This is a genomic window from Nonomuraea sp. NPDC005983, assembly GCF_040614375.1.
Taxonomy (GTDB): Bacteria; Actinomycetota; Actinomycetes; order Streptosporangiales; family Streptosporangiaceae; genus Nonomuraea.
Genome location: NZ_JBEXUP010000011.1, coordinates 1 through 13,082, shown reverse-complemented (window position 1 = coordinate 13,082; position 13,082 = coordinate 1). Strand labels below are relative to the sequence as shown.

The 13,082-nt window shown below is 71.8% G+C and carries 7 protein-coding genes; 6 read left to right on the top strand and 1 reads right to left on the bottom strand.

What is annotated here, in order from left to right:
• Positions 1 to 8: 8 nt before the first annotated feature.
• From ABZ297_RS07960 to ABZ297_RS07945, 4 genes are all read left to right on the top strand, one after another.
• On the top strand, positions 9 to 5,849 hold the full coding sequence (locus ABZ297_RS07960; RefSeq protein ID WP_355341170.1) for a type I polyketide synthase: 5,841 nt from the start codon (positions 9 to 11) through the stop codon (positions 5,847 to 5,849).
• A gap of 6 nt (positions 5,850 to 5,855) precedes the next feature.
• Positions 5,856 to 6,329 carry an acyl-CoA thioesterase gene (locus tag ABZ297_RS07955; RefSeq protein ID WP_355341167.1) on the top strand — a complete coding sequence of 158 codons (474 nt, stop codon included), beginning with the start codon at positions 5,856 to 5,858 and terminating at the stop codon, positions 6,327 to 6,329.
• 1 nt (position 6,330) lies between these two features.
• Positions 6,331 to 6,906 carry a flavin reductase family protein gene (locus ABZ297_RS07950; RefSeq protein ID WP_355341164.1) on the top strand — a complete coding sequence of 192 codons (576 nt, stop codon included), beginning with the start codon at positions 6,331 to 6,333 and terminating at the stop codon, positions 6,904 to 6,906.
• Positions 6,907 to 7,192: 286 nt separating this feature from the next.
• Positions 7,193 to 8,593 carry an FAD-binding protein gene (locus ABZ297_RS07945; protein ID WP_355341161.1) on the top strand — a complete coding sequence of 467 codons (1,401 nt, stop codon included), beginning with the start codon at positions 7,193 to 7,195 and terminating at the stop codon, positions 8,591 to 8,593.
• A 120-nt stretch (positions 8,594 to 8,713) separates the two neighbouring features.
• On the opposite strand, the gene ABZ297_RS07940 is transcribed toward ABZ297_RS07945, so the two are convergent.
• Positions 8,714 to 10,267, bottom strand: coding sequence for an MFS transporter (locus tag ABZ297_RS07940; protein WP_355341158.1), 1,554 nt, complete (start codon positions 10,265 to 10,267; stop codon positions 8,714 to 8,716).
• Positions 10,268 to 10,763: 496 nt separating this feature from the next.
• Between ABZ297_RS07940 and ABZ297_RS07935 the strand changes: the two genes are divergently transcribed.
• Positions 10,764 to 11,642: an LLM class F420-dependent oxidoreductase gene (locus ABZ297_RS07935; RefSeq protein ID WP_355341155.1), complete on the top strand. Its 879-nt coding sequence runs from the start codon at positions 10,764 to 10,766 to the stop codon at positions 11,640 to 11,642.
• A 39-nt stretch (positions 11,643 to 11,681) separates the two neighbouring features.
• Positions 11,682 to 12,866 carry an acyl-CoA dehydrogenase family protein gene (locus ABZ297_RS07930; RefSeq protein ID WP_355341152.1) on the top strand — a complete coding sequence of 395 codons (1,185 nt, stop codon included), beginning with the start codon at positions 11,682 to 11,684 and terminating at the stop codon, positions 12,864 to 12,866.
• The last annotated feature ends 216 nt before the right edge of the window (positions 12,867 to 13,082 follow it).

The following is a 13,082-nucleotide window of genomic DNA, read 5'->3' as shown; positions in this document are numbered from 1 at the left end:
GTACAGGATTGAGCACCGTTCGGCTCGCGATCGTTGGCATCGGACTTCGTTACCCCGACGCGGCTAGCACTGACGAGCTCTGGGAGAACATCCTGGCTGGTCGCCGCGCCTTCCGCAGACTGCCCGACCAGCGAATGAACCAGGCGGACTACTGGTCTCCGGACCCGAACGCGCCGGACCGCTTTTATGCCAACAAGGCGGCCGTGCTGCGCGACTTCGAATTCGACCGGCTCAAGTACAAGGTCGCCGGCAGCACCTACCGGTCGACCGACCTCACGCACTGGCTGGCGCTGGACGTCGCCTCGGCGGCGCTCGCCGACGCCGGCTTCCCGGACGCGGCGGGCCTCCCCCGCCAGGCCACCGGCGTGGTCATCGGCAACAGCCTGACCGGTGAGTTCTCCCGCGCCAACCTGATGCGGCTGCGCTGGCCCTACGTCCGGCGCACCCTCGCGGCCGCGTTGGCCGCCAAGGGCTGGGACGACGACGAGACCAGCGCCTTCCTGCGCGACCTCGAGCCGGTGTACAAGGCGCCGTTCCCGCCCATCGACGAGGACACGCTCGCCGGAGGCCTCGCCAACACCATCGCCGGCCGCATCTGCAACTACTTCGACTTCCGCGGCGGCGGCTACACCGTCGACGGCGCCTGCTCCTCGTCCCTGCTCTCGATCGCCACCGCGGCCAAGGCGCTGGCGGACGGCGACCTGGACGTCTGCCTCGCCGGCGGCGTGGACCTGTCCATCGACCCGTTCGAGGTGATCGGCTTCGCCAAGACCGGGGCGCTGGCCACCAGCGAGATGAAGGTCTACGACAAGGACTCCAACGGCTTCTGGCCGGGCGAGGGCGCCGGCGTCCTCGTGCTGATGCGCGAGGAGGACGCCGTCGCCCGCGACCTGCGGATCTACGCCTCGATCACCGGCTGGGGCATCTCCTCCGACGGCAAGGGCGGCATCACCCGCCCGGAGGCCTCCGGCCACCGGCTGGCCATCAACCGCGCCTACACCAGGGCCGGGTACGGCGTGGAGACCATCGGTTACTTCGAGGGCCACGGCACCGGAACCGCGCTCGGCGACGCCACCGAACTCGAGGCGCTCGGTTCGGCCCGGCGCGACGCCGATCCGGACGCCCGCCCGGCCGCGGTCAGCTCCGTCAAGGGCAACTTCGGCCACACCAAGGCCGCCGCGGGCGTCGGCGGAGTGATCAAGGCCGCGCTGTCGGTGTATCACCAGGTCATCCCGCCGGCCACCGGTCACCACGAGCCGCACCCGAAGCTCACCGGCGAGTCCCCGGCCCTGTACGTGCCGCGCAGGGCCGAGCTCTGGCCGGCGGATCAGCCGATCAGGGCCGGGGTGTCGGCGATGGGCTTCGGCGGCATCAACACGCATGTCGCGCTCGAGCAGGCGCCGGGGGCCACCCGCCGTGCCGAGCTGCCCGGGAGGACGGCGGCGCTGGTCGGCAGCCGGCAGGACGCCGAGTTGCTGCTGCTGGACGCCGCCGACGCCGCCGCGCTGCGCGATCGGGTCGCCGGGCTGGTCACGCTGGTGCCGGCGCTGTCATTCGCCGAACTCGCCGACCTGGCCGGCACGCTGGCCGGGCAGCTGTCCGGCGGGCGGGTGCGGGCCGCCGTCGTGGCCACCGGCCCCGAAGACGCCGCCCGCAAGCTCGACCGGCTGCTCGCGGCGCTCGACACGGGCGAGCAGAGCCGGTTCGCCGCGGACGGAGTGTTCCTCGACCATCGGCTGACCGCTCCGAAGATCGTCTACCTGTTCCCCGGCCAGGGTTCGGGACGTGGCGCCGTCGGCGCGATCCGCCGCCGGTTCGCCGCGGCGGAGGCCGTGTTCGCGGAGTCCGGGGTGTCCACCGGGGGCGACCAGGTGGCCACCGAGGCGGCCCAGCCGCGCATCGTCGCCGGCTCCGTCGCCGCCCTGCGGGTGCTGAAGACACTCGGCATCGACGCCGACGTCGCGGTCGGGCACAGCCTCGGCGAGCTGACCGCGCTGGCCTGGTCCGGCGCCATGGGTGACAAGGATGTGCTGCGTCTGGCCAAGGCGCGCGGCCAGGTCATGGCGAACGCCAGCCAGGGCGGCGGCGCGATGGCCGGCCTCGCCACCACGCCGGACCGGGCCGAGCAGCTGTTCGGGGACGACCCGGTGGTGATCGCCGGGTACAACGGGCCACAGCAGACGGTCATCTCCGGCGACGCCGGCGCCGTGGAGCACGTGTGCGAGCGGGCCAGGGCCGCCGGCGTGACCGCCACCAGGATCAACGTCTCGCACGCCTTCCACTCGCCGCTGGTCGAGCCCGCGGCCGAGGCACTCACCGCGCGGCTGGCGGAGTTCACCTTCACCCGGCCCACCCGCTCGATGGCGTCCACGGTGACCGGTGACCTGCTCGACCCGGCCACCGACCTGCGGGTACTGCTGCGCGACCAGGTGCTGTTCCCGGTCCGCTTCCATGAGGCGGCCGCCAAGGCGGCCATCGGCGCCGACCTCGCCGTCGAGGTGGGCCCCGGCCGGGTGCTCGCGGGCCTGCTGCACGAGATCGCGCCGGGCACGCCGGTGCTGTCCGTCGACACCGACAGCCAGTCGCTGAGCCCGCTGCTGTCCGTCCTCGGTGCCGCGTACGTGCTGGGGGCCGCGCTGGACACCGAGGCGCTGTTCGCCGGCCGGGTGGTGCGTCCGCTGCCGCTGGACGGCGGGTTCACCTTCCTGTCCAGCCCGTGCGAGGCCGCGCCCGACCTCGCCGTCGGGCTGAGCGTCCCCGGCGAGGACGCGTCCGGCACCTCCGCCGAGCCGGCGGGGGCCGACGCCGACGCCGCCGCCGACACCGGCCCGTCCACGCTCGACCTGCTGCGCAGGCTCGCCGCCGAACGCGTGGAGCTGCCTCTGGAGACCGTGACCGCGGACACCCACCCGCTCGACGACCTGCATCTCAGCTCGATCACGGTCGGCCAGATCGTCAACGACGTCACCCGTCAGCTCGGCCTGCCCGCGATGGAGGCGACGACCAACTTCGCCACCGTGACGCTCGGCGAGCTCGCCCAGCTGATCGACGAGCTGGCCGAGACCGCGCAGGGCGGCGACGGAGACGGCGGCGGCAGCACCGAGGTGGCCGGCGTGGCGCAGTGGGTGCGGCCGTTCTCCCTCGACTACGTGCCGGCCGGCGCGCCGAGGGTGGACGTCGGCGCCGGCCCGGCCGGCCAGTGGCAGGTGTTCGCACCGGCCGGCCACCCGCTCGCCGAGCGGCTGCGGGTCGCGCTGGCCGAGTCCGGCATCGGCGACGGCGTGCTGCTGTGCCTGCCGGACGACGGCGAGAAGCACCTCGAGCTGCTCCTGAAGGCGGGCAGGACGGCCGTCGTCGCGCCCGCCGGCACCCGGTTCGTCGTGGTGCAGCACAAGCTCGGGGCGTCCGGCCTGGCCAGGACCGCGTTCCTGGAGGCGTCGGGCGTGCCGACCACGATCGTCACCCTGCCGGACCTCGCCCCGTCGTCCGCGGCCGCGGTGGACGAGGCGGTGCGGCGGGTGATCACCGAGGCCGCTGCCACCACGGCGTTCAGCGAGGTCCGCTACGACGCCGACGGGCAGCGGACGGTGCCGGTGATGCGCGTGCTGCAGCCACCTGCCGAGCCGCGGACCGGCACCCCGCTGGACGGCTCGGACGTGCTGCTGGCCACCGGCGGCGGCAGAGGCATCACCGCCGAGTGCGCGCTGGCCATGGCCAAGGACTCGGGGGCCAAGCTCGCGCTGATCGGCCGGACCGAGCCGGCGGAGGACGAGGAGCTGTCGGCCAACCTGGCGAGGATGGCCGCGGCCGGCGTGGTCTACCGGTACGAGCTCGTCGACGTCACCGACGCCGAGGAGGTCGCCGCGGCCGTGGCGCGGTTCGAGGCCACCCTCGGCCCGATCACCGCGGTGCTGCACGGGGCCGGCCGCAACGAGCCGGCCGCGCTCGCCAACCTGACCGAGGAGGCGTTCAGCGAGACGGTGGCCCCCAAGGTCGCCGGCCTGCGCGCGGTCCTCGACGCGGTCGACCAGGACAGGATCAAACTCCTGGTGACGTTCGGCAGCGTCATCGGCCGGGGAGGGCTGCGTGGCGAGGCGCACTACGCGACCGCCAACGACTGGATGACCGAGCTGACCGTCGACTTCCAGCGCGCGCACCCGGGGGCGCGGGCGCTGGCGTTGGAGTGGTCCGTCTGGTCGGGCGCCGGGATGGGCGACAAGCTGGGCGTGGTCGAGTCGCTGGTGCGCGCCGGCATCACCCCGATCTCCCTGGAGAACGGGCTGAGCGTGCTGCGCCAGCTGCTCGCCGACCCGTCGGCCGGGCCGGTGCTGGTGGTCACCGGCCGGATGGGCGGCCTGCCGACGCTGCCCCTGGACACCAACCGGGAGCTGCCGCTGACCCGGTTCGTCGACAGGGTGGCGGTGCACTACCCGGACGTCGAGCTGATCACCGAGGTGGAGCTGTCCGCCGGCAGCGACCCCTACCTGTCCGACCACCTGCTGGACGGCGACCTGCTGTTCCCCGCGGTGGTCGGAATGGAGGCGATGACCCAGGTCGCGACGGCCGTGCTCGGCCGGACCGGCTCCCCGCTCCTCCAGGACGTCGAGTTCCTGCGGCCGATCGTGGTCCGTCCCGGCAACCCGACGACCGTGCGGTTGGCGGCGCTGGTCCGTGACGCCGAGACGGTGGCGGTGGCCATTCGCGCCGAGGACACCGGGTTCAGCGCCGACCACTTCCGGGCCACGGTGCGGCTGCCGCAGCCGGCCCTGCCCGACGAGGGCCCCTCGCGGGAGGCCACCCTGCTGCCGATCGTGCCGGTCGACCCGATCACCGAGCTCTACGGCGGGGTGCTGTTCCAGGGCAAGCGATTCCAGCGCCTGCTCGGCTACCGGAGGGCGAGCGCCCGGCACGCGGTCGCCGAGCTGTCCACCGCCGCGCCGGCGCCGTGGTTCGCCGCCTACCTGCCACAGGAGCAGGTGCTGGCCGACCCGGGCACGCGGGACGCGGTGATGCACGCCATCCAGTGCTGCGTTCCCGACGCGGTCCTGCTGCCGCAGGGCGTGCAGAAGCTGTACCTGGCGGCCCCCTCCGACCAGAGCGCCGAGTTCGTGCTCATGGACGCTCGGGAACGGTCGCAGGACGGCGACAGCTACACCTACGACATCGACGTGCTCGACGCGTCCAACCGGGTGGTCGAACGCTGGCAGGGCCTGACGCTGCGGGCGGTGCGGAAGAGGGACGGATCAGGCCCGTGGGTGTCCGCGCTGCTCAGCGGCTACCTGGAGCGGTCGCTGGAGCGGGTCCTCGGCGGCAGCCGCGCCGTGGTCGTCGAGCCGGACCCCGAGCCGGCGCTGCCGGGCGCGCAGACCGACCGGCGGGCGCAGACCCAGCTCGCCGCCGCCCGCGCCCTCGGCGGCCCGGTGACGGTGCGGTACCGGCCGGACGGCAGGCCGGAGCTGGACGGCGCCGCGATCTCGGCGTCCCACGGCGCCGGGGTGAGCCTGGTGGTGACGGGGTCGGGCCGGCTCGGCTGCGACCTGGAGACGGTGGTTCACCGCACGGAGGACGACTGGGCCGGGCTCCTGGGCGACGACCTGCGCCACGTCCGCGACCTGGTCATGGCCGAGTCCGGCGAGGACGCCGACGTGGCCGGTACCCGGATGTGGACCGCGCTGGAGTGCCTGCGCAAGGCCGGGGTCACGACGCGGACGCTGACCGTGGACCGGCTGCACGCGGACGGCTGGATGGTGCTGTCCGCCGGTGACGTGAAGGTGGCGACCTGGGTGACCACGTTGAGCCACAAGGCTGATTCCGTGGTGTTCGCGGTCCTGGTGGGAGAGGAAAACTGACCCGAGATGAGCAACTACTACGAGTTCCGCCACAGGGTTGGCTTCGAGGAGACCAACTTCGTCGGCAACGTGTACTACGTCAACTACCTGCGCTGGCAGGGCCACTGCCGGGAGAGGTTCCTCGAGGAGAAGGCGCCTGCCGTGCTCTCCGACATCATGCACAACGACCTGAAGCTGTTCACGCTCAAGGCCGAGTGTGACTTCTTCGCCGAGATCACCGCGTTCGACGAGCTGTCGGTGCGCATGCGCCTGGAGGAGCTGACCCAGACCCAGATCGAGTGCAGCTTCGACTACGTACGGCTCAAGGACGGGCTGGAGAACCTGGTGGCCCGGGGCAAGCAGCGGATCGCGTGCATGCGCGGGCCGAACAACGAGACGGTCCCCGAGCGGGTGCCGGTGGAGCTGCGCGAGGCGCTGGCCCCGTACCAGGGGGAGCAGTTCGGCCGGCGGGCGTCCGCGTCGACGGTGACTGGAGAGTGACATGTCGGCGGAGCAGGGCCTGATCTCGCTCCAGCGGGATGAAGCGGGTACGAGGCCATCAGGGGAGGAGATGGTTCCGGCGTCGCTGCGCGAGGTGCTGTCGAGGCTCCCCACGGGTGTCACGGTGCTGACCGTCGGTGGCGAGCGCGGGCACGGCATGACGGCCAACGCGTTCTGCTCGGTGTCACTGGACCCGCCGCTGGCGTTGTGCTGCGTGGCCCGGCCTGCGCGCATCCACGAGGCGATCCTGTCCACGCGCAGTTTCGGCGTATCCCTCCTCGCGGCCGACCAGCAGCACCTGGCCAAGTACTTCGCCGACCGGACCCGGCCGCAGGGCATGGCCCAGTTCGACGGGGTCGACTGGGTGCCGGGCCCGCAGACGGGCGCGCCACTGCTGGCCGGGGCGCTGGCGTGGGTGGAGTGTGGGCTGACCGAGGTCTATCACGGCGGCGACCACTCGATCTTCCTCGGCGAGGTGCTGACGTCGAGCCGGGGAGGCGACCAGGACGCGCTGCTGTTCTTCGCCGGCGCCTTCCACCAGATCTCGGCGCCGGGGAGGCCGGCGGAGCCGGTGTAAGAGGCATCAAAGTACAGGGGGCCGTCCCATGCTGGTGAGCGTTGCCGGTGGCACCGGGCACGTCGGTGCGCCTTCGGCCGCGGTGACGCTCACCGGCGGCGACGGCCGCTCTCCGCGTGGACGGCGAACCAGCCGCGTGTGCGCGGTGCGTGCGCGTCCGGTGTGTGGCGGGTCTCCTCGGCCATGGTGCGATCGTGTCGAGGAGAGCCGCCCATGGATGATCTCCATCGCCGTTCGGGCATGTGAGAAGAAGATTCACGATCTGCCGCGGTGCGAAGATGCGCCCATGGCAATGTTCGATGGACCCGGAACATTCGATGACTCTGGAACGACCGTCTGGCTGCCCGGCGAGACGGCCTACGAAACAGCGACGCGGGTGTTCAATCTCGCGGCGCCGGCTCGGCCGGCCGCCGCGGTGACAGCCCGGACCCTCGACCAGATCCGCGCCGCGCTGGGCCATGCCCGCGCCGAGGGGCTGCCCGTGCGCGTCCACAGCACCGGCCACGCGGCGGCCGCGACAGGCCCGATGGAGGGCTCGCTGCTGATCAGGACCGAGCTGGAGGGCGACGTCGAGATCGACCCCCGCCGCCGGCTGGCCCGGATACCCGCCGGCACGCGCTGGGGCGCGGTCGTGGCGGCCGCCGCGCCGCACGGCCTGGCCGCCCCGCATGGCTCCTCCCCCACCGTCGGAGCCGTCGGCTACCTCCTCGGTGGCGGGCTGAGCCCGTACGGCAGGCAGTTGGGGCTGGCGGTGAACAGTGTCCGGGCGATCGAGCTGGTAACCGCCGACGGGCAGCTGAGGCGGGCGGACGCGTCCCACGACCCCGACCTGTTCTGGGCCCTGCGCGGCGGGGGCGGCGGGTTCGGCGTCGTGACGGCCGTCGAGGTCGAGCTGTCCGAGGCCGCCGGCGTCGTCACCGGTTCCACCTCCTGGGCGGCAGAGCACGCCGGCCCCCTGCTGACGCGCTGGCTGGAGTGGACGCTCAAGGCGCCCCGTGAGGTGACCACGTCCCTGCGGCTGATGAACCTTCCGCCGCTGCCGGACGTTCCCCCCGCCCTCGTCGGCTCTACGCTGGCCGTCGACGGCGCCATTCTCGTCCCGGCCGGCGGCGATCCGGCGGCCGCGCAGCGCATGGCGGACCAGATGCTGGAGCCGCTCCTCGCCACGGCCGACCCAGTGATGAGCACCTGGGCCCTCACGTCGCTGTCCGGGGCGCTGGAGGCCCACATGGATCCGACGGACCCGGTCCCGTTCGCCGGCGACCACATGCTCCTGTCGGAGCTGGACGAGGATGCGGTCGCGGAGTTCCTGAGGCTGTTCGGCCCCGGTTCCGGATCACCGCTGATCGTCGCCGGCCTGCGGCAGCTCGGTGGGGCGTTCGCGGAGCCCGCCCCCGACGGCGGGGCGCTTGATCACCTCGACGCGCCCTACTGCTACGCGGGCTCGGGCGTCCCGTTCGACGCCGCGGCCGCGCGGGCGCTCGAGGAGCACCGGGCGAAGGTCCGCACAGCCCTGCGGCCATGGGACACAGGGCGCACCGTGCCCTCGTTCGTGGAGAGTGTCACGCAGCCGCAGCGGCACCTGGACGCTCTCGCGGTCTCCCGGGTCGACCGTGTCCGCACCCGGGTCGACCCGGACGGACTGTTCCGCGGGGACATCGCGCCGAACGCCACGTCGCTCTGGTGACGCCCGCGGCGTCGGCCACCAGCGGCCTGGAGCCAAGGACCGGGTGCGATCCCGGCACCGCGCTCCAGGCCACCCGGCGCCCCTGCCGCCTGGCGGGGGCGCCGCCTTCCGGGTTACCCGTCAGGCCGCCTCGGTGGCCGCACCCTCGTCCGCTGCCGCGCCCAGCGGCGGCTCGTGCCGCAGTTTGACGATGATGACCACGGCCAGGACGGCGAGCAGCACCGCGGTGATCCAGGCGACGACGTGCATGCCGCTGTTGTACGCCAGGCGTGCCGGGCCCAGGAGTGCCTCACCCAGCTGCTCGGGCAGCGACTGCGCCGCAGCCGTGGCGCTGGCCACGCTCTCGTCCGCCGCCGCGGCGGCCGCCGACGGCACGTCCGCCGGGATCGCGCCGGACAGCTTCGCCCGGTAGACCACCGTGGCAACCGTGCCCAGCAGGGCGAAGCCCAGCGCCGACCCGACCTCGTTGCACACCTGCGGCACAGCCGACACCGCCCCGGCCTTCTCCGGCGGCGTGGCGCCGAGGACCAGCCCGATACCCAGCGCCTCGATCGGCGCGCCGCCGATCGTCCAGACGGCGAAGGCTGCGATGACCAGCGTCGCCGAGAAGCTCGCCTGCGTGATGACGACCAGCGCGGCAACGGTGATCAGCAAGCCGATGCCGATGAGGTAGGCCGGCCGGAACCTGCGGGCGAGAATCGGAGCCACCGTCGAGGCGATCGTGGACGTGATCATGCCGGGCACGAGCGCGAGGCCCGCGCCGAGCGCTGACAGGCCGGCGACCGACTGCAGCCACTGCGACATCAGCAACAGCACCGCGCCGGTCAGCAGGCTGTACCCGAACAGGCCGAGCAGCCCGAAACGGACGTTCGCGATGGAGAACAGCTTCAGGTCGAGCAGCGGATGGGGCAGCCGGTTCTGGCGGCGGATGAACAGCACGCCGAACACGATCCCGAGGAGCAGGGCCACCACGGGCACGACCTGCAGGCCGGACCTGGCGATCTCCTTGACACCGTAGATGAACGGCAGCATCGCGGCCAGCGACTGGAAGACGCTGATCAGGTCGAGCCGGCCGGCGTCGGGGTTGCGGAACTCGGGAAGCATGGTCGGGCCCAGGATCAGCAGCAACGCCAGGATGGGCACGCCGATCAGGAACACCGACCCCCACCAGAAGTACCCGAGCAGGATGCCACCGGCGATCGGGCCTAGGATCGCGCCGACGGTGAAGGCCCCCGCCCAGATGCCGATGGCGAGGCCTCTCTCCTTCGGATCCCTGAACATGTGGCTGAGCAGCGACAGCGTCGAGGGCACCAGCGTGGCGCCGAAGAGGCCCAGCAGTGCGCGGGCCCCGATCAGCATTTCCGGGCTGGTCGAGTACGCCGCGAGCACGGAGGCGAGGGCGAACCCGGTGCCACCGATCAGCAGCAGCTTTCGCCGGCCGATCCGGTCACCGAGGCTGCCCATCGTGATCAGGAGGCCGCCGACGAAGAAGCCGTAGATGTCCATGATCCACAGCTGTTCGACGCCGTCGGCCCCCAGGTCGGCACTCAGGTGCGGCAGGGCCAGGAGCAGCACGAAGAAGTCGAACGAGATGAGCATCGCCGTCAGCACCAGCACGGCCAGGCCGACCCACTCGCGCTTTCCCGCCCTCTCGGATATCTCTACAGCACTCACATTCTCATTCCTCTCCGAATTGGACGAAAGCGGCGAGTCATTGAACGGTAGCAAAGGCAGCCATGAGCGGCACACTTCTCGCCCATGACTCGGCTCAGAACCGCGCGCCTGAAGGCTGGCATCGCTCCGCTGAAATGCTCTTCGCCGGCGTCAGCTTACTCAGCACATTCAACTACAGGTCAAATGGCAAACAGGCATCTTCTGGAATGCTCTCCTCGTCGGCGACGGGTCCAGACCGCCCTATAGCGGCCTTCCCGCCAAAATGGGTATAGGTAGCAAACAGTCACAAAACTCTGTCCCGAGAGCAGGCAGGGAGACGTCCCTCATGGGAGCGGACGGAGTTCCCTCCGCCTTCGGCAGTAGCGGCTTGACAGTGCGCTTTGCTGATTCGCATGGCGGGAGAAGCCTTGCCCCGCACCGGCTGACACCATGAACGAAACGCCTGCCGCGATTCCCAAGTCACCCCCTTTCCGGTGCGCAGCAAGGAGATGACGTCATGAAAATTGGCCTGGAACTCGCGGAGTTCGGCTGGGACGGCGGGCCGGCCGGCATGGGCCGCACGCTCAAGCAGATCGCCCGAGTCGCCGACGACGCCGGGTTCGACCTGATCGGGGTCGGCGATCACGTCTGGCAGGGCCCGCACGCCGGCGGGCCGGAGCAGCCGCAGCTCGAATGCTTCACCACGCTCGCCGTCATCGCCGCCCACACACGGCGGTGCCGGGTCGCGCCGGTCGTCGCCGGCGTCCACTTCCGTCAGCCGGCGCTGCTGGCCAAGACGGTGACCACGTTGGACGTGCTGTCCGGCGGCCGGGCGATGCTCGGCGTCGGCGCGGGCTGGTACGCCGACGAGGCCACCGGCATGGGTTTCCCGTTCCCGCCGCTGGCGCAGCGGTTCGAGATGCTCGAGGAGACGCTGCAGATCTGCCTTCGGCTGTGGGACGGCGAACGCGGCGACGAGCGCCCGTTCGAGGGCGCGCACTACCGGCTGGAACGCCCGTTGAACCTGCCGCAGAGCCTGACCCGGCCGCACCCGCCCATCATGATCGGCGGTGATGGCCGCAAGACGCTGCGTCTGGTGGCCCGCTACGCCGACGCCTGCAACGTCTACCCGGGCCCGGATGTCGAAGCGAAGCTCGACCTGCTGCGCACGTACTGCGCCGAAGAGGGCCGCGACTACGACGCGATCGAGAAGAGCGCCATCTTCCCGCTCACCGTCGGTACGGACGGGACCGGCGTCGCCGAGTTGACCGGGGAGCTGCGCCGCTGGGCCGACGCCGGCATCCAGACCGCGATCGGCATCGTGTCGAGCACCGACCCGGTGCGGCAGATGGAGCTCATCGGCGAGAAGGTCATCCCGGCCGTCGCCGACCTGTAACCACCGAACGAGGTTTCGGCTAATCAACTCCAGGAGGACATGGTGCCCAAAACTGTCATTCCGACGCGGGAGCAGCTCGTCGACCGCGCGGCCGAACTGGTACCGCTGCTGCAGAGACATGCGCGCTGGGCGGAGGAGAACCGCCGGCTGCACGAGGAGGTGGTGGAGGCCCTCAGCGACGCGGGCATCTTCAAGCTGCGCCGGCCGAAGCGCTACGGCGGTTATGAAGCGGACGCCCGCACGCTCGTCGACGTCGCCGCGGAACTCGCCCGCGGCGACGGCTCGGCGTCCTGGGTGGCGTCGGTGTACTGGATTCCCGGCTGGATGGCGTGCATGTTCCCGGACGCGGTCCAGGACGAGGTGTTCGCCACGCCGGACACCCGGGTGTGCGGCACGCTGAGCCCGAGCGCGATGGCCGCCCCCGCCGAAGGCGGCGTCACGGTCACCGGCAAGTGGCAGTTCATCAGCGGCGCCCACCACGCGGACTGGCAGGAGATCATCGCGATCCTCGTGCCGCAGGAGGGCGACCCCTACCCGATCATGGCGCTGGTTCCGATGTCGGACCTGCTCGTCGTGGACGACTGGCAGACTTCAGGGCTGAAGGGCACCGGCAGCGTCAGCACGGTGGCCAGGGACCTGTTCATCCCGCAGGAGCGCGTGCTGCCGCTGCCCGCCGTGCTGCAGGGCCAGACGGCTTCGAAGAAGAACGCCGAGTCGGCGATCTACCGTGTCCCGCTGCTGCCGACCGCCGCCGCGTCCTCTGTCGGCCCCGTGCTCGGCCTCGCGCGGGCCGCCGGCGAGGCCTTCCTCAAGCGGCTGCCCGGCCGGAAGATCACCTACACCGCCTACGAGAACCAGCGTGAAGCGCCGATCACTCATCTGCAGGTGGCCGACGCCGCGCAGAAGATCGACCAGGCCGAGTTCCACGCCCACCGCCTTGCCACCCTGGTCGACACCAAGGCCGTCGAAGGCTCCGACTGGAAGATCGAGGAGCGCGCCCGCGCCCGCGCCGACCTCGGCACGGTGGTCCGGCTGGCCAGGGAGGCGGCGGACATCCTGGCCACGGCCAGCGGCGGCTCGTCGATCTACCTCGACGTGCCGATCCAGCGCATCTCGCGCGATGTGCAGGCCGTCAACCTGCACGCGTTGATGCATCCCAACACCAACGCCGAGCTCTACGGCCGGGTGTTGTGCGGCCTCGAACCCAACACGCTCTACATCTGACGGGGGCCGCGTTCCCGTTCAGAACCCGTCCGGGACGCCGCCCTCGGCCGACGCAAGGCCCCGGGTCCGACAGGATCCGGGGCCTTGCACGTTGTCACCGGACTTCTCCCGCGCTCAACAGCCCGCGATCAACCGCCCCACCTCGGTGTGATCACGCACGCGTCCCCGTGCGGCCTGCGCCGGCGCGCGCAGGGCGCACGGGGACGGGGGGAAGAA

Bases quoted from the DNA above. Each gene is read 5' to 3' on its own strand.
- ABZ297_RS07955 (WP_355341167.1), top strand. From the start codon at position 5,856: ATGAGCAACTACTACGAGTTCCGCCACAGGGTTGGCTTCGAGGAGACC.
- ABZ297_RS07950 (WP_355341164.1), top strand. From the start codon at position 6,331: ATGTCGGCGGAGCAGGGCCTGATCTCGCTCCAGCGGGATGAAGCGGGT.
- ABZ297_RS07945 (WP_355341161.1), top strand. From the start codon at position 7,193: ATGGCAATGTTCGATGGACCCGGAACATTCGATGACTCTGGAACGACC.
- ABZ297_RS07935 (WP_355341155.1), top strand. From the start codon at position 10,764: ATGAAAATTGGCCTGGAACTCGCGGAGTTCGGCTGGGACGGCGGGCCG.
- ABZ297_RS07930 (WP_355341152.1), top strand. From the start codon at position 11,682: ATGGTGCCCAAAACTGTCATTCCGACGCGGGAGCAGCTCGTCGACCGC.